Source organism: Exiguobacterium sp. HSB13, from assembly GCF_056764755.1.
Map to the genome: position 1 here is coordinate 1,864,830 of NZ_JBUZOM010000001.1, position 21,862 is coordinate 1,886,691.

Here is a 21,862-nt window from a genome sequence, read left to right on the forward strand (position 1 = left end):
TCAGACAACGACTAGATAGGCGGACCAACTCACAGTGTTCCCTTTATACCGCACTAAAGGGCGGACTGTAGCGGACGATGCCGCTAACGCCACGCAACCCATTCCTTTCAAGCGCAAGGACGAGAAAGACTTCCGGTGGAACGGGAAACGGTGGCTCAATCCCGTAGTCGATTGCCCGTTCAAAACCAAACTGCGGATAATAACTGTCGTGACCAAGTACGACGATATGTGATTCACCAGCGTCCCGCGCATCCTCAATCACTTGGCGAATCAATTCGGAACCAATTCCTTTTCGTTGCCAGACCGGCAGGACGCCGACTGGTGCTAAGGCAAGTGACGGAATGTCATCGATATGGATCCGGCTTAAGAGAACATGACCGACGATTTCTCCTTTATCAGTCACGGCGACGCGACCGAAGACTGGTTGCGCTGCTTCATCCTCACGTAAGGCATCGACGAGGTTCGCTTCGTTCGGTTGTTCGAATGCCGCTTCGTGAACGAGTCGAATTCCCGCTGCATCCTTGAAGCCTTCTTTACGAATGATCATCAGATATTGCTCCCTTCGAGTGGTTTTGTTGCAAGAAGCGTAAACTCTTTCGGAATGTTCTCACCGTTCCAGCCCCGATGTTCGTCAAATCGTTCTAATGTGAAACGTGTTTGCAAAACACCATTTAAGATTTCACTCAGTGTAAAATAGCGGACGGAGACATCCGGAAAATCGGTTTGTTCCTCGTCCGGAAAGTTTGTCTTATACGCCAAGTCACCCGCTTGTAACGCTTGATCGAAATAACGCGGTTGATACATCAAGTCCGCATCGATCCAGCGACCGACCGGGTGAAAATCGCTAAGGATCAACTGTCCACCGGGCTTTAAAACCGTAAAGAGTATGTGTAAAAAACGCTCGAGATCCGCAAAATAATGCAAAATGCCACCTTCTAAGTAAAGGAGATCAAACGTATCGCGATATCGTTCAAGGTCAATCGCGTAGATATCCTCGACGACATAGTGGATTGATGTCTGAGCGTGGTGCGCCAGTTCAAGCGCGTACTTGGCATTCTCCTCTGAGAGATCAAACACGGTGACGTCCGCTCCGAGTAACGCTAACGGCACCGCCTTGCGTCCGTTCGAACCACAGATGTTCGCGATCGTCTTCCCGGCGACGTCTTCGAAATGACGACGATGTTTCTTCAAACATGCGGCTGGATCTTGTTTGATGACCGCAGCATATTCCGCCGGTGTTCCGTCGCGTTTCTCCCAAAACTCATACGCCCGGTACTCCCACGCCTGTTTGTTGACCCGACTTTGCTCCTGCATCACTGTTCCCCCTTTGACGTTCAAAAAACCAGTCGAACATCGTCCGACTGGTTGGTTGTCTTACATATTCATGAGACGGAGGTACGCATCGATGAAGCCCATGATGTCACCATCCATTGCCCCTTGCGTGTTCCCGACTTCATAGTTCGTCCGGTGATCCTTGACCATGCTGTATGGGTGGAAGACGTACGAACGGATTTGGCTACCCCATGCGATATCCGATTTTTCACCACGGATCTCGTCGAGTTTCTTTTGTTGCTCTTCGATTTCGCGTTGGTAAAGTTTCGCTTTCAACATCTTCATCGCCGCTTCACGGTTTTTGATCTGCGACCGCTCTTGTTGACAGGAGACGACGACGCCTGTCGGAACGTGTGTGATCCGGACAGCCGAGTCCGTCGTATTGATGTGCTGACCACCGGCACCAGAGGCACGGTACGTATCGATCCGTAAATCTTCCGTACGGACTTCGATGTCGATGTCATCGTTGAATTCCGGCATGACGTCACATGAGACGAACGATGTATGACGGCGACCTGACGAGTCAAACGGTGAGATCCGGACTAAACGATGGATCCCTTTTTCGGCTTTTAAGTATCCATAGGCATTGTGCCCTTGAATACGGAGCGTGACCGATTTAACACCTGCTTCATCACCCGGTTGGTAGTCCATCGTTTCGACTTTCCAGCCTTGCTTGTCGCAGAAACGTTGGTACATACGGAGCAGCATCGATGCCCAGTCCTGCGACTCGGTACCACCCGCACCTGGGTGTAACTCGAGGATCGCGTTGTTTGCGTCATATTCGCCGTTCAAGAGGATTTGTAGTTCGAAGTCTTCGAACTTCTTCTTAAGGTCGCCAAGTTCTGACTCGAGCTCTTCTTGAAGATCCGCATCCGGCTCTTCCTTGATCAATTCGTACGTCAAAGCGACGTTCTCGTGACCTGCTTCGAGTTCTTTATATTTGTCGACCATCGCTTTTAAGCCGTTCGACTCATCGATGACTTTTTGTGCCGATTCCTGGTTGTTCCAGAAGTCTGGGTACGTCATCTCGTTTTCAAGTTCTTCGATCCGGGCAATCTTCGACTCGAGGTCGAGTGATGCCTTATATTCGTCGAGTTTCTTTTCCATCCACTCGGCGGTGTTGCGAATTTCTGCTAATTCCATGTGTTCCACCTTCTCTTTCCGTGAAAAGAGGCAGGAATCTCCTGCCTCTCTTTCAGTCGATTCATCACTTACGCCTGACGGCCGTGACAGTTCTTATATTTCTTACCGGATCCACACCAGCACGGATCGTTGCGTCCGATTTGGTCATTTGGATTTTTCCGGACCGGCTTTTTCTTGACCGCTTTATCTTCCTTACCTGAAACGGCGACTTCGTCTTGGACGACTTTTTCACGTTTGAGGTTTGGATCGAGATCTGCCCGAAGGACGAATTGTGTCACTTCTTCAGCGATCGCAGCGTTCATCGCATCAAACATCATCGAACCTTCCGATTGGTACTCACGGAGCGGATCGTTTTGACCATATGCCCGGAGGTGAATCCCTTCACGGAGTTGATCCATTTGATCGATATGGTTCATCCAGTGTTGGTCAACGGCACGAAGAACGATGACTTTTTCAAACTCATCAAATGCTTCGGCTGGTACTTCTGACCGTTTGTGCTCGTAGTGTGCGAATGTCCGCTCTTTGAGCAACTCGATGATTTCTTCGCGTTCTTTTCCGAAGAGGTCGCTTTCCGTGACCTTCTCTTCGATCGCAAGCGTCTGGTTCGCCCATTCTGCAAGCGCACCGATGCTCCACTCTTCCGGGACGAACTCGACCGGTGTGTACTGATGGACGCCTGCTTCGATCGTCTGCTCGATCATCGGACGAACGATATCTGACACGGAACCCGCATCGAGAATCGCTGCCCGGTCCGCGTACATGACTTTCCGCTGATCCGCCATGACGTTATCGTAGCCGAGGACTTGTTTCCGTGCATCGAAGTTATTTCCTTCGACGCGTTTTTGAGCCGATTCAACGGCACGAGATACCATCCGGCTCTCGATTGGTTGCGAATCATCCATTCCGAGACGGTCCATCATCGACTGTAGCGAATCGGAACCGAAACGACGCATCAACTCATCTTCAAGTGAGAGATAGAATTGTGATGCCCCTGGATCCCCTTGACGACCGGCACGACCACGGAGCTGGTTATCGATCCGGCGTGATTCGTGGCGCTCTGTTCCGAGGATGTAGAGACCGCCTTTATCTAAGACACCTTCACCGAGCTTGATATCGGTACCACGACCAGCCATGTTCGTTGCGATCGTGACCGAGTTCGCTTGACCGGCGTTCTCGATGATTTCCGCTTCACGCGCGTGGTTCTTCGCGTTCAAGACTTCGTGACGAATGCCACGTTTCTTGAGGATGTTACTGAGTAACTCTGACGTCTCAACGGCAACCGTACCGACGAGGACAGGCTGTCCTTCGCGGTGGGCACGTTCGATTTCGTCTGCGACGGCAGCGAACTTCCCGTTCATCGTCTTGAAGATCAAGTCCGGCATATCGTTTCGGACGACTGGTTTGTTCGTCGGAACCGGTACAACGTGCATGTTGTAGATGTTACGGAATTCTTCTTCCTCCGTCTTCGCTGTACCGGTCATCCCGGCAAGCTTTGTATACATCCGGAAAAAGTTTTGGTACGTGATCGTCGCAAGCGTCATCGATTCGCGTTGAATCTCGACGCCTTCCTTCGCTTCGATCGCTTGGTGCAAGCCTTCGGAGTAACGACGGCCTTCCATGACACGACCTGTGAACTGGTCGATGATCATGACTTCATCTTCACGCACCATATAGTCGACGTCGCGATGCATGACGGCGTTCGCCCGCAGTGCGAGGCTCAAGTGATGGTTAAGCGAAACGTGCTCGAGACCGAACAGGTTATCGATGCCGAAATACTTCTCAGCCCGGTCGATCCCTTGCTCCGTCAACAGGACACTCTTCGTTTTGATGTCGACTGTGTAGTCTTCATCTGCTTTCATGATCTTCGCGAATGCATCGGCTTGCGAATAGAGTGCTGTCGATTTCTCGGCAGACCCTGAGATGATAAGTGGTGTCCGTGCTTCATCGACGAGGATGGAGTCGACTTCATCGACGACAGCGTAATGGAGCGGTCGTTGTACACGGTCTTCTTTATAGAGAACCATGTTGTCACGCAAGTAGTCGAAACCGAACTCGTTGTTCGTTCCGTACGTGATATCACAGCTGTAGGCTGCTTGTTTTTCCTGACGCGACATGCTTGAGAGGTTCAAGCCGACTGAGAGACCAAGGGCCGCATAAAGAGGTTCCATGATGTCACGGTCACGTTTTGCAAGATATTCGTTGACGGTAACGACGTGAACGCCGTTGCCAGCGAGAGCATTCAAATAAACAGGGAGTGTCGCGACGAGTGTCTTACCTTCCCCGGTCTTCATTTCGGCGATATCCCCGTTGTGGAGGACATATCCACCGATCAACTGAACGCGGTAGTGGCGCATGCCGAGAACGCGTGTCGAAACCTCGCGACAGACCGCGAAAGCTTCCGGTAAAATATCATCTAAGTCTTCTCCGTTAGCAAGACGCTCACGGAATTCAACGACTTTTCCTTCAAGTTCTTGATCCGATAACGCACCGATTTGTGTCTCGAATGCTTCTACAGCGTCTGCTGCTTTTTCGGCTTTCTTCAGGACACGTTTCGTTGGTGCAAATAATTCTTTTAGAAAATTAGCCATGCCTTACAGTCCCCTTACTTCGAACGATTCTTTGAACGAACAGAATTCCGAGATTTTTCCTTTATTCAGTGTACCGAATACGACGTCAAATTTCAACAAGCGGACCAAGCAGCGATCTCGGTCTTTTGTCATAGAGCAAACGTACCTTGTTTAAAAATAGTTTTCCATCATATCAAAAAGGGACCCGCCCGTAAGAGCGAGTCCCTGTTGCATTCATTATTCTGGTTCAATCAAACCGTAACGACCATCTTTACGACGGTAGACGACGTTCGTGTTGCCCGTTTCTGCGTCTGAGAAGACGAAGAATGCGTGTCCGAGCATGTCCATCTGAAGAATTGCTTCTTCCGTGTCCATTGGTTTGAGTGTGAAACGCTTCGTCCGAACGAGTTCGAGTTCTGCCTCGTCCTCTTCATAGACTGGCGCTTCCGCTTCCGGTCCTTCGAGCGTTTTGAAGTACTCTCCGATGCCGCCTTCTTTAGCGCGTCCTCTCCGGTTCAACTTTGTTTTGTGTTTCCGGATTTGACGTTCGAGCTTATCGACGACGAGGTCGATTGCTGCATACATATCGCCATTGATATCCTCTGCACGGAGCAAGAGGTTTGGCATTGGAATCGTCACTTCGACTTTTTGCTTCTCATTGTTGACTTTGAGATTGACATAAGCCGTTTGCGCTTCCGTAGGAGTTGTAAAATAACGAGTTAACTTTTCAAGCTTTTTCTCGACGTAATCCTTGAGAGCATCTGTGACGTCCAAGTTTTCACCGCGAATGTTGTAGATCATGTAAACTCCTCCTTAAGTAACCGGTTGAACCTATGAATTCGAGATGCTTCAGTCGTTTCCTTCTGAATATTCGAAATTCTTTGGTTCGTTTTTATTATAGCACGATAAGTGAAGGAAGACCATGAAAACGATGACATTCTCATGAACGTTCCCATCTGTTCTTAGCGTACGATAATATTGAAGCATGTTGATGTTAACGTATATACCCGTTTTATCTAAACTCAAAACAAAAAACCGCTTTTAGGCGAATAGCCTAAAAACGGTGGCGGCTGCTATTGGATTAGATCTTTGAAACGTTCGCAGCTTGTGGACCACGATCGCCTTCAACGATTTCAAATTCCACTTCTTCGCCTTCTTCAAGTGATTTGTAACCATCGACTTGAATCGCTGAGAAGTGTACGAATACGTCTTTCGCGTCAGACGTCTCGATGAAACCATAACCCTTTTCAGCATTAAACCATTTTACTTTACCTTGTTCCATTCGAATTCACGTTCCCTTCGCAAACCAGAGTTCGAGAGCAAGCTCTCTACGGCTTAGTCTATCAAAAGAAGGAATTATTGACAATTAAAAATTCTGATTAATTTGAATTCATTCCGAAAAATGAATAATATTCCCTACTTATTGGTCTATATTTTAAAAAATTACGTTGTCATTACAGTTGTATTATTGTATTATATCGTTAGTAATTACCTATTTTATCCATTGTCCTATCCTAAGGAGGATGTAGTCGAATGCGACCATTCCATAATGACGAAAAGTATCGAATCACGAAACGGACGGTGGCGATTCTCCCCTGCTACGACATGATGAAGCAATCCATCATCGTACTGGAGGATGGCTCGACCATCATGACACCGCTTCGGCCGTATCAACTACTGCAGCTTTCCTGCAGGCAATACAACAGTTCCATCGAGGAACGCATCGTGACAGCAAAACGTGTCGCATCTGTGAAAGGAAAAGTCCCAGTCGTTATTGAACCGACACTTGGCCTCGTGTTTTTCCCAACGAAATCACCGAAACGTGATGATTGCGAGTGGTACGCTTGGAGCCACATGTCCGAAGTCATCGAGGAAGACGGACAGACGAAGCTCAAGACTCGTAATGGCATGATCCTTCCCGTAAACGCCTCTCCTTACATCGTCCGCAACCAAATGAAAGCAACTGGCGAGCTGATGGCTCGTTATCAACAATTGAACGCGATGACATTAGAGGAACGCTTTAATGCAATCAAATCTTAAGCAGTGACCGTAAAAAAATCAGGGTTGGGCGATGAATTCGCTCAATCCTTTTTGGTTTCTGCCGATATATAATGAGATGATAGTTTTAAAAAACAAGGAGGCTTCTCGATGAACATCCAATTGAACCCGGCACGTCCGGCGCAATCCCCTGGTCAGACGCCGCTTTCGGAGACGAAGACCTATAAAGGTACGGTCCTTGAGCAGACCGGTCCACATACGGCTCTCGTCCAGGTCGGTCGGGATAAGATCGAGATGACCTTCACGGGCGACGTTCCGACAGGTGATTTTCAGTTCAAGGTCAAAGGACAGACCGCAGAAGGTTACTTGATCGAACAACTGACACCCGCGACACCGGATGCGGAAACCCCACCTGTTCTGTCCGTTCCATCAAATGTTGACCCTGCTTTGCTAGAAGGCGTACCGGCTGAACTAAAGCAAGCCGTTGCGAAGTTACTCGCAAGCGGTCAACTGCCGCAAACACCAGAAATCGTCGCCCAGCTCGTGACGGCACTGCAAGGCACTTACAAGGACTTAGCACTCGAACTCGTGTCGCGACCAGACACAGCACTGCCAGTTGATGCTGATGTCTTGATCGCAAGTCTCCTCGCGACGACGGAAGACTATCCGGACGTCCTGCCGGAGCGCGACGCCTTAAAGGAACAACCGACATTCGAAAAAGCCGTCGCGCTTGACGTCGCCCGCGTGACGCTACCGACGCAACGCGAGATCGAGACAGCGTCGCCATTGCATATCCGGCAATACATCGAACATCTACCAGCGGAAAAACGACCGGCTCTCGTCGCTACGCTCGAACGAGGCGATGTCGAAACCGTTCGCAAACAGCTGGCGCCCTACTTCCCGCAAGCGCCGCTCGAGCCAAAGACGAGTGTCCGCGAGCAACTGATTGGTCTGACGGCACGAGCAAGTCAACCGGAACCAACAGCGCAAACGACACCGGTCCGTTCTGCTTTGACACTCGTCCGCGAAGTGACACCACGTCTCGCTGAAATCACGAACGATTTCAAGAGCCAGCAACGAACGATCGTCTCACAACTCCGGCAAATCGAACCGCTCGTCGAGACACGTCCGGTACAGATGGTCGCCGTCATCGAGAGTACGGCGCAACGCTTAAAACAAGTCTTCCAGCAAACAGATGCCTTATTGCATACCTCGATGAAAGATGAAAAACAGCTGATTCATTTCTTATCGAAACTCGAACGGGGCGCGGAACTGGCATTACTCGGACGCGGAACAGAGGCAAAAGCCGTCTTACAGGAAGTCCGAGTCGCATTCGAAGCGTTCCGTTATGCGCCCACAAACGTCCGTCCGACTTACTTACCAGAGATGCAAGGACTGCCGCCGCAAGCACCAATGTCACCGACACAAACGGCAACAAAAGCCGTTCCATATGAGCCGCAACAAAATAGTCCACGCCTCTTGCAAGAAACCGTCCAAAAGACGCTTCAGCTTCAGACAGCGGAACTGAAACTGAGTACACCGGCTGCGAATCCGGAAGCCGCCAAATTGCAGACGTTCCTTGCAGCACAACAGCAAGTCAATAAACCGGACAACCAGCAACAGTTGAATCAGATTTTACTGGCGTTACCGGTCCAACTCGTCGAAGCGACGGCAGGACTCCACGTTCACTTGCAAAATAAACGCCCGGACGAAGTGATCGACTGGGAAAACAACACGTTGTATGTCCAGCTCAATACACCGCGCCTCGGTGAAATCGGTGTCCGGGTCGAGACCGTCAACCGAAAGATGCAGATCACGATTGAAAATGATTTCCCGGTTCTTGAACAACTGGCGACCCCATTCCTCGACCGAACGACGGACGCCTTGCAAGCAACTGGTTACCAGGACGTCCGGATCCAGTTCCGTCCATTCACGCGCGAGCAAGTGACGGAGACCGTCAAGCAAGACGAGACGCCACGTGGCTACGACTACCGTATCTAAAAAGGAGAGACCGTTATGTATCAGAAAATCGATTTAACCGGACGCAAGACGGCTGCCGTCCTCCGCTATGATGAAGCATCTGGTCAAGCACCGGTCGTCGTCGCTCGGGCCAGCGGGCAAGCCGCCGATCGAATCTTACAAGAAGCACGGGCGAACGGCGTCGCGATCGAACACGATACGTCTCTGCTCGGTCACTTACTTGATCTTGATCTCGGGACAGCGATTCCCCCGCAACTATACGACGTGATGGCAGAACTGCTCTTATTGATCGAAGAACTCGACAATGCGAAAGGACGACAAACATGACAGAACAAGAACTTTACGCGATGACCCCGCAACAGCTGACGGAAGTGATGTTGACGGGACTCGTCCTGCAATATGACCAGGCTATTCTCGCGCGTGACGCGAACCGCTTTGACGAAGTCAACGAACGCTTACAAAAAGCCTATCAGTTACTCGATAAACTGCAGGCAGGACTGCATGACGACGGTGGTATCATCACGGCACAACTCGATGCGCTCTATCACTATCTTGCCGAGCAGACGTTGCAAGTCTACAAAACACCAAAAGTCCTCGACGAACTACTGGAACTGGCAGAAGACTTACGCGTCACTTGGCAAGCGGCACAGACCGTCGATCGACCACTCGTGCGCGCCTCACATCATCAACGATACGAAGGGATGGAATACGAATGAGAATCACGAACAACGTACAAGCCTTAAAGGCTTATCGCAACCTCAGCATCAACCAGACGAACGTCAAGACGACGATGGATAAACTGTCGAGCGGTCAGAAAATCAACCGGGGTGCGGATGATGCAGCTGGTCTCGCGATCTCAGAGAAAATGCGTAATCGCTTAAAGGCACTCGATAAAGCGGAACAGAACGTTCTTGACGGCGTCTCGATGATTCAGACGGCTGAAGGCGGCTTGAGTGAAACGCATAATCTGTTGCAACGGATGCGTGAACTGGCCGTCCAAGCTGGTAACGGTACACTGGCGACGGAAGACCGGACAGCAATCCAAGAAGAGATCAACCAGCTGACGAACGAAGTCTCGCGAATCGCGAAGACAACCCAGTTCAACGGCAAAGAACTGTTGAGCGGGAAGTTCAATGATGCCGACAGCGCCCTGTTCATCCAAACGAATGCCGGTGCCAACGAAGGGATCTCGATCACGATTGACGACATGCAAGCTCTCGCGCTTGATGTCAGTTCGACGACACAAACGAATCCGTCGATTCGACCACTTGATTTCCCGAGTGGCGATGCACCCGAGTATGCTCTTAGCGTCATGACGGCAACAGACGCAAATGACGCGATCAGCCGGTATACGAAAGCAATCGATACGATCTCCCAGCAACGAGCACAGCTCGGCGCAATCCAGAATCGATTTGAAGCGACGTCATCCGTCCTCAGTGTCAGTGTTGAGAACTTAACAGCATCGGAATCACGAATTCGCGATACCGATATGGCGCGTGAGATGATGGAATATGCGAAATACAACATCCTTAACCAATCGGGGATGGCGATGATTGCTCAAGCGAACGCCCTGCCGCAAGGCGTCTTACAACTACTCAATTAAGGAGGCAGACCCGATGGATATCCGCCGCATCCAAGAAACGCAACGACTCCAGTCCTTAAAAGGCGGTCCCCGTGAAGTCGAAGCATCAACGACCTTCTCTGCCTTGATGCAAGAGAAACGGGACCACAAAGGTTATGAAAGGTTGCAACAAAAGCTCGCCCTCGTCGAAGAACACGGACAACTGCTCGCTGAGAGTCAGACGATCGAACATCTCGAAAGCTATAAGGAAAAGATCAAGGACTTCTTAAAAGATGCCCTCGATCAATCACAACAACTCGAAGAGAGGCGCGGCTTCAACCGCCGCGGTCGGACGAAAATCTATAAAGTCGTCGAACAAGTCGATGCGAAACTCCTTCAGTTGACGGATACCGTCATCTCTGGCGAATCGCGCCGGCTCGATATCCTCGACCAAGTCGGTGAAATCAAAGGCATGCTCGTCAACGTCTTCGTGTAATCTAGATTAGAGGAGTTCCCCTACATGCCAGACTTATATCTTAAAAAATGCACCTGCCCCTACTGCTTGAAGACGACGGAGACAAAACGTGTCCTGTCACGGCACATCCGTGTTGCCTCGACCGATTTTGATGGCTTCATCCGCCATCAAGGTGTCAACGTTTATCTGTATGAACCGATTCAGTGCAGCCATTGTCGGTTTTTCTTCCACGAGTCGTTCGGAAAGTTATCGCCAGACGTTCGAGCGACCTTACAAAATCACATCCTACCGACACTTCCCGTCTTACCGTTTGCTGGCACAGAACGGACGATCGAGCAGGCAGTTCAGCTCTACAAACTTTGTCTCTACACAGCTCAAGTGACGGAGCAAAAGCCAGCAATTCAAGCGATGCTCGGTGTTCGTCTGTCCTGGTTGCATCGTTTGACCGGTCAACCGAACGAAGAGCAACTCTGGGCGAGTCGAGCGATTGAAAAATACGTCCCCCTATACGATAACTACACGTCCGTCAAAGAGAGCGGGATTCCAGAAGATGTCCTTCTATTGCGGATTGCGGACCTGTACGCTGTGACGAAAGAGAAAGATACGGCTCGCCTCTGGTACAGTCGTTTGTTCCAAAGCAAGACAGCGACCGATAAAATCAAAAAAGACGCACGCATCCACTGGGAATGGGTGCAAGAGCAGGACTGATCCTTGTTCGTCATCAGACGGGACAAGGATTTTTTTCACCGCTCGTCGAAAAGAGCAGATACATTATTTTTAGGAAAGGGGGTCCGTGATGCGACCGACGTTACCGATTCTCTATTTACTGATCACCTACGGGCTGATGCTACTTGTCAGCGGAACGCCGTTTATTCCCCTGGTCGCCGTTCTTGCGACACTTCTTGCTGTGACATTCGTCGCTGTTAAAGCCAGGCGTTGGTTCTTCCCGAAGCACCCAGAGCGTTCGGTCGGCATCGCGATTCTCTTGTTCGCAAGTGGTCTCTGGATCAATTTTACCCTGACCTTCTTTCCGCATCCGCCGGAAGTCGACTCTGCTGCCAATTTGACGTTGACCGCCTTTTTGATTCTGACCGCCATCGCCTTTGCCCGATTGATCGACTGGTCTTCGATTCGACATGCACGGTTACTCTATATTGATGGTGTGCTCTTGTTCGGAATGGTCTTCGTTTTCGGTTATACGGTCATCTTGCGACACTTACCAACGTTCGCCCGCTCTGACATCGAATTCGTCGCTATGCTCGGCTACGCGATCAGTTTCATTGCGCAGTTATTCTTCTTTTTGATTTTGTATGCGACAGGACTTCGTGGATCGGCACACAGACGACTGATTCAGGCGATGATGCTATTCATCTTGGCGAACTTCGGTTATTATACGTTCTTCGTTCGTGATGAGTTGACGTTCGCTGCTTGCTTCTTCCCGCTCTATGCGGTCAGTTTGTTTGAGCTAGCTCTCTACTTTAAGGACGTGCCACCGAAGCAACCGGCACGCGACCGACTCGGACGACCGTATTTACCGTACATCAGTCTGCTCGTTCTGTTGACGGGCATAACATTCCTATCGATAGCACAAGATGTCTACTTCCCGACTCTGATCATCCTATTCTCGTTGTTTATGTTCCGACAGTTCTTTTCCGAACGGCTCAATCGAAGATTACTGACGGAACTCGAGACGTTCGAGGTTGACCTGACGCACCGGATTGATCGTCATACAGCGCAACTCGAACTCCGAAAGGAAGAGTACCGTCGTCTGTTTCTCGCTCACCCACAACCAATCATTCAACTCGATGGCAATGGGCATGAGAAAGCGATGAACCCGGCAGGGGAACGTTACTTCCCACACGGTTACGTTCCTGATGCGTTAGTCGATCAATTGATTGCGGCATTTTTAAATCTTGAGACCGGTGAAAAGCAACTCTTAATGCGACCCGTCGACGGACGGACGTTCGAAGTGACATTGATTCCGATTCCGGGTGAAGCTGATTTGTACGTCATCCTGTCCGACTTAACGGAAGCCTTATCACAAGAAAAGTGGCTCCAAGAACTCGGTTATCACGATGCCTTGACGGCACTTCCAAACCGACGTTACTTCGAGGATCACCTTGGTCCACAGTTGGCGACCCTGACTGAAGGATCACTGCTATTCATCGATCTCGACGGCTTTAAGCAAATCAATGACCGTTACGGCCACGACGCTGGAGACTACGTCTTGCAGGAGACAGCACGTCGGTTGCAGCTTGATTTAACGCAGGATGATGTAGCGGCACGCCTCGGTGGAGATGAATTCATCGTTTTCCTCGCTCGCAGTCGCGCGGAGACGATCACCTACGCTGAGAATGTCCTCCTTCGCTTGAACGATCCCTTTTTCTTTGACGCGACTGCGATGCAGGTCACGCCGTCAATCGGCATCGCCCGTTATCCAGACGATGGTCGGACGACGAGTCTACTCTTGATTCGCGCCGACGAAGCGATGTACACCGTCAAGCAAGAAGAGAAGAACGCCTACCGCTTTAAATGAACGGCAAAATGCCCCGTCCACAGAAATGGACAGGGCATTTTTTCGTGAGCTTACGACTCACGACGATATTTTTCTTCTTCATAGGCATCCAGTGCATCGGAGACAGGGCGTTCGAACTCTTCCCATGATTCCGATTCGACGTCCGGTTCAATGAACTGATCGTACGAGCCGTCCGATTGGAAATACGGCTGCGGTACGGGACGTTTCTTGTCTTCCCGCTTGGTCACGAAAGATCCCTCCCTCACACAAGAAAGTTACTGACGAGAATCAAAATACGGTGAAAAACTATGATCGACTTCTTCGTACGGATCAACGTACGATTTACGACTCGTTTGCGTCTGACGCAACTGACTGATTTGTACCCCTAATTTAGCCGTTTCTGCTGATAATTTCAAGTCGATTTTCCGACTATCCGAGACGAGTTCCTGAATGACGGCTTGATTGGCACCGGCAAGCAAATTCGAGTGCGCCGCGATGAACGCTTCTCGTTCGTTCAGCAGACCTTGAATCTTCTCAATCCATTCGTCATACGTCTCTTCATTCGGCGTTTGATCAAGCAGTTCAATTAGTCGTTTCGTCTTCAGGCGAAGCGGATCGAGCGGACTCATCGTTGCCGTGCGAGTTTCATCGCTTCTTTCCACGTCTCGCGGAATTCTTCAGCAAAGCCAATCACTTCGTCAATTGCAACGAGGTCGTTTTTGACGTTGGCATCAATTAAACGTGTTTGCATATAGTCATAAAGGATATTCAAATCTTTTGAAAGAGCAATCGATTGATTGAGCGTTAATTGCAACTCACTGATGATTGCTTGCGCTTTCTGGATGTTCGTATTTTTTTGTTCGATCATCTTTTGTTCGATAGCACGTTTCGCAAGCATCGAGAATTTAATCAATCCTTCATATAACATCAATGTTAAGTCTTGAGGTAACGCCGTCGTTACCGAGTTCGTCTGATACGTAGCATAAGGGTTCATCGCGTTTCCTCCTTTTTATTGTCCTTGTCCGAGATAACCAGCAAGCGTCGCCGACTGACTGTTCGCCTGGTTCATTGCTTGTTCCATCGCCGCAAATCGACGATAGTAGCTATCTTCTTTTCGTTTTAGCTTATCTTCCCACGACAGCATACTCTTATCAAGATCAGCGAGTGACTTTCCGAGTCGATATGTCGTCGCAACCGCTCCGTCACGTCCCGCAACTCCAGAAATCTTGTCACGAAGTGTCGTTGCGAAGCCCTGTATCTGGCGGACGAATCCGTCAATTCCATTTTGATTAAGGACTGGATTACCTTGCGCATCTTTTGTCGGTTCCGGAGCATCAGCTGTGAACAGTTTAAAGACACCTTCCGGATGCTCTTCAAGCATCTTCTTCAGCTTCGTCTCATCAATTTTTAACTTCCCACCGTCTCGGAAATCACTGGTTGAGGTAATCCCGATTTGCGACATGTACTGGAGTTGAATCGTATCTGTACCTGATGTATAGGAATAACCAGTATCGATCTTCGACGAAATCGCACTTCGGAATTGATTGAGACCGTCCTGTAGATAGCCATCGTTCTTCAGAACTCCACTGATTGCTTTTTCTTCCCACTTCTTGACTTCATCTTCGCTGAGTTCTTTACGCTGCGCATCCGTCAATGGTTGATAGTCGCGATATTTTTCTTCACGGACTTTTTTATTCATCTTATCGATGACATCGTTATATTTATCGACGAAGTTTTTGATAGAATCAAAATTTTTCTGTGTATCGAGCGTAGTATTGATCGTCGTTGCTGTTTCCGAGACATTGTTCAAGGTGATCGTCAGACCGTTCTGCGTGAATGTATTCGTCGTCTGTTCGAGTTGTTGTCCACCAATCGTGTACTTAGCGTTCTGTCCTTCACGACCAAAGGTTCCATCCTCTGAATTAACCTTTGCAGTATTATTTGAAGCATCAACAATGGAGATATCAGCACCGTTCGGATTCAAGTTGCCGGTACTCGTTTTCGTTAAGACCAGTTTTCCAGTTAAATCGTTAAAGACCGCGCTCATTCCGAGACTGGTTTTACCGTTGATTGCTGCTGTTAAGTCAGAGATTTTTTGTGTTGCATCAAGCTGCAATGTCTCAGTTACCGCTTTACCTGTCGCATCGAAGGTGTTGATTTGGACATTGATTTTGCCATTCGCATCTTTCGTGAACAATCCACTCTCTTCAAGCGTTGCATCACTTTTCTTCCCAGTTGCTGCAACGAGAGTTGCGGATGCAGCACTGGCCAGTTGATCGATACTATCAATCGTCACACTACCGGCTGACGCTGCTGGACTCGCTGTTACCGTCAATGTCGTCGGATTGGAGCTCGTAACCGTTTTTGATTGATAGTTCTTCGATAACAACATATCGCTTGTAGCTGTCCGGAAGTCAAGCAGTGCTCGGTTCATCTCACGATAAGCATCACGTTGCCATGTCAGCGTCTGCTTTTTTTGTGATAATCGATCGACCGGCGCACGTTCTGCCTGCATCAATTGTTTGATCATCGTTTCGGTATCAATTCCACTCGCTAGACCACTCAGTCGAATACCTGCCATCCAATCAGTCCTTTCCGTTAAATCCGTTTATCGATTAATTGATTAAATTCCATAAATGCCGCAAAAAAATCGAGTTCCTTTTTGCTTGGAATTTCTTGAACAACATTATTATTCGTATCAACGACTTGAATATAGTATTCGTTTAATTTTTCATGTTTGACGAATTTGAGACCTGTCCGTTGAAGTTCAAGTTTTATATTCGCTTGTTCCATCGCTGCTTCAAGTTTCGTAATGTGCTGGGATGTCGGTAGGACAACGACTCCTTCTTCTGCTAGTGCTTCTTGATTCGCTTCCACAAACACATTGCGTGTCGCTTCGTACGGTAGGACGCTCGAAGGCAGATGAAGGCGAATTTCCGTGTTGATGGAATTCATAGTCGGTCACTCCTTTTTCTTCTCTATGTAGTATATCGGTCAATTCATCTAATTTGTTAGAGTTCGAACAGAACAAAACAAAAAAGGCCACGGAACGAGTCCGTGACCTGAACAATCGATATGTGCCAACTACGATTAACGGAGTAATTGGAGAACGCCTTGCGGCTGTTGGTTCGCTTGCTACGCGCATTAGCTTTCGCTAATGATAAGACTATATCTTCATCCTAGATTTACTAGGAGCTGGGCACTTCCCCCGCCGTTTACGGAGTACGGATTTCATAACCATCGGACAAGTCCATTAGGTCGTCTATCCTAGTCGTTGAACCTTCACCAAGGTTTCCCTACAGGTGCTTGGCTGCTGATTGTCCAATCCTTAATGTTTTTCAGAACGGTCACGCTCGCCGTTTCCAGCCACGTTGTCGTACATCAAGACTCTCAGGAGTTCCAGCAATTCACCCAGTCATGATCTAATCCGTTACCAAATTAGACGCCCGGTAGAATCAATCATCGGAGGAGTTGAAGAACCCCCTGGGGTGTTTGATTCGCTTGAGCCAACATCGCTTGTGCAGCTTGTGCAAGAATCGAGTTCTTTGTTTGATTCATCATTTCTTTAGCCATGTCAACGTCACGAACGCGTGATTCAGCCGCTGTTAGGTTTTCAGAAGATGTTTTCAAGTTGTTGATTGTGTGCTCAAGACGATTTTGGTTTGCACCAAGTTTTGAACGTTCAGAAGAGACTGTTTTAATAGCATCATTAATTGTTGTGATTGCTGTGTTAGCTCCGTCTTTAGTAGACACATCTACAACGTCTACACCTAAGCTACTAGAACCCATTGATGAAATTGATAACTTAGTGTTCTGATCTTCGTTAGCTCCGATTTGGAAGCTAGCAGCTTTATTAGTCAATGTAAGAGTATTAGTAGATGTGCTAGCACCATGTCCAGTTTGCAATTTGAATTCAAATCCACCAATGCTAACTTTACCATTAGAAGTTAAATTCGTTACTCCAGTAGCTGTAGTACTTGCATCAGGACGAGCAACAGTCACGTTAACTCCTGTATTTTGTACATTTAAAGCAATTGTTCCTTCAGAATCAATATTATGCGTGCTAAAGTTGAGGCTAATCCCCCCGAAATTTGTCAAGTTAGCGTTTAAGGCAACACCATCTTGTGCTTTAACTAATGTACCTTCAGGATTAAATAATTCAACTTTTGCGTCTGTTGCAGTCTTGTTACTAACTTTAACAGTATACTTTCCGTAATCAATCTCTGCACCAGTAGCTATTCCGTAGTCACCCACAACGCCTGTGCTAGCAACACTATTTCCACCCATAGTTACAGCGTCAGTACCTGCAGCTGTTAAAGTAATAGTATATGCTCCGTCAGCCATGTCTGAACCTGTAACTTTTAATTGTCTAAGTTCAGCAGTGTTAGCTGTAGAATTCACCTTTACTCCTAAATCCCCATTTAAAAGTTTTTTAGTGTTGAATTCTGTATCAGTTGAGATACGATCAACTTCATTTTTTAACTGAGAAATCTCCTTTTGCATTTCATTACGATCATCATCTGTATTTGTATCGTTTGCTGATTGAACAGATAATTCACGCATACGCTGAAGAATATCGTGTGTTTCGTTTAATGCACCTTCAGCTGTTTGAATGAGTGAAATTCCATCTTGTGCGTTACGTGAAGCTTGGTCAAGTCCACGAACCTGCGCACGCATTTTTTCAGAGATTGCGAGACCAGCTGCATCGTCGCCTGCTTTGTTGATACGAAGACCTGAAGCCAATTTCTCCATTGATTTACTTTGAGCTGCAGAAGCACTCGAAAGTTTGTTGTGCGTGTTAAGAGCTGTAATGTTGTGATTGATAATCATCGTAATTTCCCTCCATAGGATCAGTTTTTTGTCTCTTTGAAGATCCGTCTTCTCCGAGATGTGCCCCCTGGCCGGCCCAAGGGTGACACGGTGGATTAAGTCGATGACTGCTTCCACCCTATATATCGTCGTCCACTCGAAATGTTTAACAACTTTCTTCAAAAAAATGCAAAAAAATCGCACATCCGGTTTGGATGCACGATTTCCTAATAGTTTAGAGACGCGACGCACCTGTCTCTGCTTGTAATTGCTCCGCTACCGCTACCAATTCTTCCATCGCTCCATTGACTTCACCAAGTGACGCCGCTTGATGGCTTGACGCCTGCAAAACTTGCTCCGCGTGTTTCGATGCTTCCTCAACCATCGCGAGAATATTTGCTGTCGTTAAGCCTACCTGATCAATTTCCTGATCCGATTTGACGACAAGCTGGTCGACCGATTTAACACGCGAGTAGACATTCTCCGTCGAATGATGGATCTCTTCGAATGACGAGCCTGCTTGCTCAACGAGTCCGACACCTGTCGCGACTTCACTCTGAACATCGGTCATCGCGTTTGCTGTATCGTTAACAAGACGTTTGACGCCGGAGATCAAATCGGTAATTTCTTTTGCTGATGTCGCCGTCTGTTCAGCAAGTTTTTTAACTTCTGCTGCAACAACGGCAAATCCACGTCCTGCTTCTCCTGCTCGTGCCGCTTCAATCGATGCATTCAAACTGAGTAAGTTCGTTTGTGCCGAAATGTCACTGATAACATCCGTAATTCGTGAAATCTCACCTGTCATATCCGTCAGACGGCCGTTCAGTGTTGCTGACTGTTCCATTTTTTTCGAAATCATATGCATCGCCTCGACAGAATCGGTCGCAAGTGTCTTCCCGTTCTGGGCTTCCGTCTGCATAACCGTCGCTGATTTCAAGGCTTCGTTCATCTCTTTTGCGACTTCATCCATCGTCCGTTTAACGGCACCGAGCGCATCCATCGATAAGTACGCTTGATCGACGTTTTCGTTCATCTTCGCTGACAGTTCTGCCATTGCTGAACGGATGCTTTCACCCGACGCATTGCCTTCTTGGACTGCTGCTGCGATCTCTTGCGCGGACGCTGTCAGCTTATCGCTTGAGCTTCCCATCTGTGTCGCCTGTTTGCGGATATGTAAGACCATGACTTCGAGTTCATGCATCAATTGGTCGACTTCATCCCCGCGCTTTGCTTCCTCGAAATCGACGTTGAAGTTGCCGTTCGCGACTTCGCGTGCCGTTTCTGTTGCTTTTTCAATCGCTTTGATCGGTTGACGCAAGATCAGCTGAATCAACGACGTTCCAATCAACGATAACACTAAGCCAATCCCTGCTCCGAACCAGATGGCATTTGTATCCGTCACGTCAAGTCCACGATGGAGATAGAGCACGAGCTGGGCTGAGATACCACTCGTGATGACTGAGATGGCTAAGACCCAAAAGAATAACCGCACCTTCAAGTTGCTTCGTAATTTACGCATAACCGAAACTCCCTTTCCTATATCTTCTTTCACCGTCCTCTCTATCGGTTTCTTTTGTAACCGTTTTAAGTCAGTTGACCCGATTTTCAAAAACGATTCCCAGTGAGATGACAAAAACACATCAAAAAGAGTGATGGACCAAATCGTCCATCACTCTTTCTTTCTTATTTCCGCTCAATCTCAACATACTTATAGGAGATATCTGTTCCGACATTATGACGGGCGAGGTTTTTGACTTCCGTATTTTGCAAGAAGGCATTCTTCCGTTGGTAGACCGGTGAGATCGCTTGATCGTCGAGCAACACGCTTTCCGCTTTACTGAGTAACGCAAGACGCTTGTCTTGATCGAGCTCACTTTCAGCCTGTTTCAAGAGACGGTCATACTGTTTGTTCGAGTAGCCCATCATGTTGAACGGGTTACCGGTCGTGAACAAGTTCAGGTATGTCGTCGCATCTTGATAGTCTGGTGCCCAGCTCGCGAGTGACAGATCATAATCCCCTCGTCCTTCACGGGCGAGACGTTCTTTCTTCGGAAGTGACAACAATTTAACGTCGACATTCTGCTTCTTCAACGCGCCTTGGATATACTCCCCGATTTTTTTCGAGACATCGTCATCTTCGATTAACATCGTCAACTCAAGGTTTTGCTTGGCAAGCACTTTGTTTGCCGCTGCTACATCATATGATGATTCGATTTGACGCGCACTATCGTATTTCGGATCAAGTTCTTGCGGTACGATGTAATCCGCTGGCAGTGATCCGTTTCCGAGTAACGTTTCCGTCATCGCTTTTTTATCATATGCCGCGTCGATTGCTTGACGTGTTTTCTTATCCTTCAAAGCAGCCGTTTTTTCATTCATCCGGATGAAGAACATCCGCGAATCACTGAACGTGTTGTACTCTTTTTGATCCTTGTACGTCACGACGTTCTCCGAGTTGAGTGGTGCGACATCAAGTTCCCCTGACTCGAACAAGTTGATCGCAAGCATCGGATCCTTGATGATTTTGACGTCGACTTCATCGATTTTGACGTTCTTTCGGTCTGCGTATTCAGCATTCTTTGCGAGCGTATAGCCTTGTTCCGCTTGATATTTCTTAAACGTGAACGGTCCGTTGTAGACGTTCGTCTTTGGATCCGTTCCGAACTGGTCGCCTTCTGCTTTGACGATATCTTCCCGGACTGGCATATACGTGCCGAACGTCGTCATGCTGAGGAAGTATGGTGTCGGACGTTTCAATTCGATCCGGAGTGTCTCATCGTCGACCGCTGTCGTTTTTTCGACTGGCTCGAGCAAGTAAGCGAACGGTGAGTTCGTTTTGATGACGCGCTCAAATGCATAACGGAAGTTCTCTGCTGTGACGGGCTTTCCGTCAGACCATTTCGCATTCGGGTCAAGCTTGAACGTATAGACTTTTCCGTCCTCTGATACGCTATGTGATTTCGCTGCCGCTGGAACAAGTTCGTTGTTCGCGTCGAAGCGATAGAGTCCTTCGTAGATTTGGTTGAAGATGTTTGATGTGATAGCGTCTGCCGGGTCAACCGACAGGAGGTCGTAACTCTCCATCGTATGCAGAACTTTCTTGTCCGTTTGTTTGTCTTCTGCTGGTTCTGTCGTTGCACATCCTGCTAATAGGACTGCCGTACTCGCCGCTGCGATCAATGTCTTTTTCATGTGTAGTGCCTCCTGAGAAATATGATGAGCGTTGGATGATTCGGCATACCTTGACGTACAACAAAAGGCGCCCTCTACGCATAGCTAACAGCTAATGCATAGAGGACGCCTGTATCCGCGCGGTGCCACCTCTGATTGAGACGAAGAATCGTCTCCACTTGTCGCTGGTCCAACAACCAGCTAGCCCGGTAACGGGGGCAACCGTCCTGTCTACTCGAAGGTTCAACAGGCTCTCAGCGGTCCATTCTCGTTCAGCTTACCGTGTCAGGCTCTCACCATTCCTGACTCGC

At 48.5% G+C, this 21,862-nt stretch carries 22 protein-coding genes and 1 other annotated feature (1 of these 23 running past the window's edge); of the genes, 8 read left to right on the forward strand and 14 right to left on the reverse strand.

Annotated features, from left to right (window positions below):
* Positions 1 to 43: 43 nt before the first annotated feature.
* The 6 genes from ACZGCQ_RS09880 to ACZGCQ_RS09905 all read right to left on the reverse strand — a co-directional run bounded on the left by ACZGCQ_RS09880 (position 44) and on the right by ACZGCQ_RS09905 (position 6,324).
* Positions 44 to 547 (reverse strand): GNAT family N-acetyltransferase, encoded by a 504-nt coding sequence (locus ACZGCQ_RS09880; RefSeq protein ID WP_481266134.1) that lies wholly within the window; start codon positions 545 to 547, stop codon positions 44 to 46.
* On the reverse strand, positions 547 to 1,314 hold the full coding sequence (locus tag ACZGCQ_RS09885) for a class I SAM-dependent methyltransferase (RefSeq protein WP_481266135.1): 768 nt from the start codon (positions 1,312 to 1,314) through the stop codon (positions 547 to 549). Before ACZGCQ_RS09885 ends, ACZGCQ_RS09880 begins: the two co-directional genes overlap by 1 nt.
* A 60-nt stretch (positions 1,315 to 1,374) precedes the next feature.
* On the reverse strand, positions 1,375 to 2,475 hold the full coding sequence (prfB, locus tag ACZGCQ_RS09890; RefSeq protein WP_023469245.1) for a peptide chain release factor 2: 1,101 nt from the start codon (positions 2,473 to 2,475) through the stop codon (positions 1,375 to 1,377).
* A gap of 68 nt (positions 2,476 to 2,543) precedes the next feature.
* The gene (gene secA, locus ACZGCQ_RS09895) at positions 2,544 to 5,063 is read right to left on the reverse strand and encodes a preprotein translocase subunit SecA (RefSeq protein WP_481266136.1); all 2,520 of its coding nucleotides are present in this window, start codon (positions 5,061 to 5,063) and stop codon (positions 2,544 to 2,546) included.
* Positions 5,064 to 5,279: 216 nt separating this feature from the next.
* Positions 5,280 to 5,843, reverse strand: a complete 564-nt coding sequence (gene hpf, locus ACZGCQ_RS09900; RefSeq protein WP_023469247.1) for a ribosome hibernation-promoting factor, HPF/YfiA family — start codon at positions 5,841 to 5,843, stop codon at positions 5,280 to 5,282.
* Between the two features lie 280 nt (positions 5,844 to 6,123).
* Positions 6,124 to 6,324, reverse strand: coding sequence for a cold shock domain-containing protein (locus tag ACZGCQ_RS09905; protein WP_023469248.1), 201 nt, complete (start codon positions 6,322 to 6,324; stop codon positions 6,124 to 6,126).
* 251 nt (positions 6,325 to 6,575) lie between these two features.
* On the opposite strand from ACZGCQ_RS09905, the gene ACZGCQ_RS09910 reads away from it, so the two are divergent.
* From ACZGCQ_RS09910 to ACZGCQ_RS09945, 8 genes are all read left to right on the forward strand, one after another.
* Positions 6,576 to 7,082: a competence protein ComK gene (locus ACZGCQ_RS09910; RefSeq protein ID WP_029342501.1), complete on the forward strand. Its 507-nt coding sequence runs from the start codon at positions 6,576 to 6,578 to the stop codon at positions 7,080 to 7,082.
* 108 nt (positions 7,083 to 7,190) lie between these two features.
* The gene (locus ACZGCQ_RS09915; protein ID WP_481266137.1) at positions 7,191 to 9,041 is read left to right on the forward strand and encodes a hypothetical protein; all 1,851 of its coding nucleotides are present in this window, start codon (positions 7,191 to 7,193) and stop codon (positions 9,039 to 9,041) included.
* A 15-nt stretch (positions 9,042 to 9,056) separates the two neighbouring features.
* Positions 9,057 to 9,347 carry an EscU/YscU/HrcU family type III secretion system export apparatus switch protein gene (locus ACZGCQ_RS09920; protein ID WP_029342503.1) on the forward strand — a complete coding sequence of 97 codons (291 nt, stop codon included), beginning with the start codon at positions 9,057 to 9,059 and terminating at the stop codon, positions 9,345 to 9,347.
* On the forward strand, positions 9,344 to 9,736 hold the full coding sequence (locus tag ACZGCQ_RS09925) for a flagellar export chaperone FliS (protein ID WP_481266138.1): 393 nt from the start codon (positions 9,344 to 9,346) through the stop codon (positions 9,734 to 9,736). Before ACZGCQ_RS09920 ends, ACZGCQ_RS09925 begins: the two co-directional genes overlap by 4 nt.
* On the forward strand, positions 9,733 to 10,623 hold the full coding sequence (locus ACZGCQ_RS09930; protein ID WP_481266139.1) for a flagellin N-terminal helical domain-containing protein: 891 nt from the start codon (positions 9,733 to 9,735) through the stop codon (positions 10,621 to 10,623). The genes ACZGCQ_RS09925 and ACZGCQ_RS09930 overlap by 4 nt, the downstream gene beginning before the upstream one ends.
* Positions 10,624 to 10,636: 13 nt before the next feature.
* A complete protein-coding gene (locus ACZGCQ_RS09935; RefSeq protein ID WP_481266140.1) occupies positions 10,637 to 11,077 on the forward strand; it encodes a YaaR family protein in 441 nt (146 codons plus the stop codon).
* A gap of 24 nt (positions 11,078 to 11,101) precedes the next feature.
* Positions 11,102 to 11,764, forward strand: coding sequence for a DUF2225 domain-containing protein (locus ACZGCQ_RS09940; RefSeq protein ID WP_481266141.1), 663 nt, complete (start codon positions 11,102 to 11,104; stop codon positions 11,762 to 11,764).
* A gap of 88 nt (positions 11,765 to 11,852) precedes the next feature.
* Positions 11,853 to 13,592, forward strand: coding sequence for a diguanylate cyclase domain-containing protein (locus tag ACZGCQ_RS09945; RefSeq protein WP_481266142.1), 1,740 nt, complete (start codon positions 11,853 to 11,855; stop codon positions 13,590 to 13,592).
* A gap of 50 nt (positions 13,593 to 13,642) precedes the next feature.
* On the opposite strand, the gene ACZGCQ_RS09950 is transcribed toward ACZGCQ_RS09945, so the two are convergent.
* The 8 genes from ACZGCQ_RS09950 to ACZGCQ_RS09985 all read right to left on the reverse strand — a co-directional run bounded on the left by ACZGCQ_RS09950 (position 13,643) and on the right by ACZGCQ_RS09985 (position 21,572).
* Positions 13,643 to 13,819, reverse strand: coding sequence for a hypothetical protein (locus ACZGCQ_RS09950; protein WP_481266143.1), 177 nt, complete (start codon positions 13,817 to 13,819; stop codon positions 13,643 to 13,645).
* Positions 13,820 to 13,846: 27 nt separating this feature from the next.
* Positions 13,847 to 14,200: a hypothetical protein gene (locus tag ACZGCQ_RS09955; RefSeq protein WP_481266144.1), complete on the reverse strand. Its 354-nt coding sequence runs from the start codon at positions 14,198 to 14,200 to the stop codon at positions 13,847 to 13,849.
* Positions 14,197 to 14,565: a flagellar export chaperone FliS gene (fliS, locus tag ACZGCQ_RS09960; RefSeq protein ID WP_481266145.1), complete on the reverse strand. Its 369-nt coding sequence runs from the start codon at positions 14,563 to 14,565 to the stop codon at positions 14,197 to 14,199. Before fliS ends, ACZGCQ_RS09955 begins: the two co-directional genes overlap by 4 nt.
* A 15-nt stretch (positions 14,566 to 14,580) precedes the next feature.
* Positions 14,581 to 16,152 (reverse strand): flagellar filament capping protein FliD, encoded by a 1,572-nt coding sequence (fliD, locus tag ACZGCQ_RS09965; protein WP_481266146.1) that lies wholly within the window; start codon positions 16,150 to 16,152, stop codon positions 14,581 to 14,583.
* Positions 16,153 to 16,169: 17 nt separating this feature from the next.
* Positions 16,170 to 16,526 (reverse strand): flagellar protein FlaG, encoded by a 357-nt coding sequence (locus ACZGCQ_RS09970; RefSeq protein ID WP_481266147.1) that lies wholly within the window; start codon positions 16,524 to 16,526, stop codon positions 16,170 to 16,172.
* A gap of 504 nt (positions 16,527 to 17,030) precedes the next feature.
* Positions 17,031 to 18,401, reverse strand: a complete 1,371-nt coding sequence (locus ACZGCQ_RS09975; RefSeq protein ID WP_481266148.1) for a flagellin N-terminal helical domain-containing protein — start codon at positions 18,399 to 18,401, stop codon at positions 17,031 to 17,033.
* A gap of 214 nt (positions 18,402 to 18,615) precedes the next feature.
* Complete coding sequence (locus tag ACZGCQ_RS09980; protein WP_481266149.1) at positions 18,616 to 19,899, reverse strand: methyl-accepting chemotaxis protein; 1,284 nt, start codon at positions 19,897 to 19,899, stop codon at positions 18,616 to 18,618.
* A gap of 164 nt (positions 19,900 to 20,063) precedes the next feature.
* Entirely contained in the window at positions 20,064 to 21,572 is a 1,509-nt protein-coding gene (locus ACZGCQ_RS09985; protein ID WP_481266150.1) for a peptide ABC transporter substrate-binding protein, read from the reverse strand.
* 98 nt (positions 21,573 to 21,670) lie between these two features.
* Positions 21,671 to 21,862 (reverse strand) — a binding site (T-box leader); it runs 46 nt beyond the window's last position.

Excerpts from the sequence above, each read along its gene's own strand:
- ACZGCQ_RS09970 (WP_481266147.1), bottom strand. The coding sequence starts at position 16,526 with ATGAATTCCATCAACACGGAAATTCGCCTTCATCTGCCTTCGAGCGTC.
- prfB (WP_023469245.1), bottom strand. The coding sequence starts at position 2,475 with ATGGAATTAGCAGAAATTCGCAACACCGCCGAGTGGATGGAAAAGAAA.
- ACZGCQ_RS09955 (WP_481266144.1), bottom strand. The coding sequence starts at position 14,200 with ATGAGTCCGCTCGATCCGCTTCGCCTGAAGACGAAACGACTAATTGAA.
- ACZGCQ_RS09945 (WP_481266142.1), top strand. The coding sequence starts at position 11,853 with ATGCGACCGACGTTACCGATTCTCTATTTACTGATCACCTACGGGCTG.
- ACZGCQ_RS09885 (WP_481266135.1), bottom strand. The coding sequence starts at position 1,314 with ATGCAGGAGCAAAGTCGGGTCAACAAACAGGCGTGGGAGTACCGGGCG.
- ACZGCQ_RS09880 (WP_481266134.1), bottom strand. The coding sequence starts at position 547 with ATGATCATTCGTAAAGAAGGCTTCAAGGATGCAGCGGGAATTCGACTC.
- ACZGCQ_RS09930 (WP_481266139.1), top strand. The coding sequence starts at position 9,733 with ATGAGAATCACGAACAACGTACAAGCCTTAAAGGCTTATCGCAACCTC.
- fliS (WP_481266145.1), bottom strand. The coding sequence starts at position 14,565 with ATGAACCCTTATGCTACGTATCAGACGAACTCGGTAACGACGGCGTTA.
- ACZGCQ_RS09905 (WP_023469248.1), bottom strand. The coding sequence starts at position 6,324 with ATGGAACAAGGTAAAGTAAAATGGTTTAATGCTGAAAAGGGTTATGGT.
- ACZGCQ_RS09980 (WP_481266149.1), bottom strand. The coding sequence starts at position 19,899 with ATGCGTAAATTACGAAGCAACTTGAAGGTGCGGTTATTCTTTTGGGTC.
- ACZGCQ_RS09915 (WP_481266137.1), top strand. The coding sequence starts at position 7,191 with ATGAACATCCAATTGAACCCGGCACGTCCGGCGCAATCCCCTGGTCAG.
- fliD (WP_481266146.1), bottom strand. The coding sequence starts at position 16,152 with ATGGCAGGTATTCGACTGAGTGGTCTAGCGAGTGGAATTGATACCGAA.
- ACZGCQ_RS09935 (WP_481266140.1), top strand. The coding sequence starts at position 10,637 with ATGGATATCCGCCGCATCCAAGAAACGCAACGACTCCAGTCCTTAAAA.
- ACZGCQ_RS09940 (WP_481266141.1), top strand. The coding sequence starts at position 11,102 with ATGCCAGACTTATATCTTAAAAAATGCACCTGCCCCTACTGCTTGAAG.
- ACZGCQ_RS09920 (WP_029342503.1), top strand. The coding sequence starts at position 9,057 with ATGTATCAGAAAATCGATTTAACCGGACGCAAGACGGCTGCCGTCCTC.
- ACZGCQ_RS09925 (WP_481266138.1), top strand. The coding sequence starts at position 9,344 with ATGACAGAACAAGAACTTTACGCGATGACCCCGCAACAGCTGACGGAA.
- secA (WP_481266136.1), bottom strand. The coding sequence starts at position 5,063 with ATGGCTAATTTTCTAAAAGAATTATTTGCACCAACGAAACGTGTCCTG.
- ACZGCQ_RS09975 (WP_481266148.1), bottom strand. The coding sequence starts at position 18,401 with ATGATTATCAATCACAACATTACAGCTCTTAACACGCACAACAAACTT.
- ACZGCQ_RS09985 (WP_481266150.1), bottom strand. The coding sequence starts at position 21,572 with ATGAAAAAGACATTGATCGCAGCGGCGAGTACGGCAGTCCTATTAGCA.
- ACZGCQ_RS09910 (WP_029342501.1), top strand. The coding sequence starts at position 6,576 with ATGCGACCATTCCATAATGACGAAAAGTATCGAATCACGAAACGGACG.
- hpf (WP_023469247.1), bottom strand. The coding sequence starts at position 5,843 with ATGATCTACAACATTCGCGGTGAAAACTTGGACGTCACAGATGCTCTC.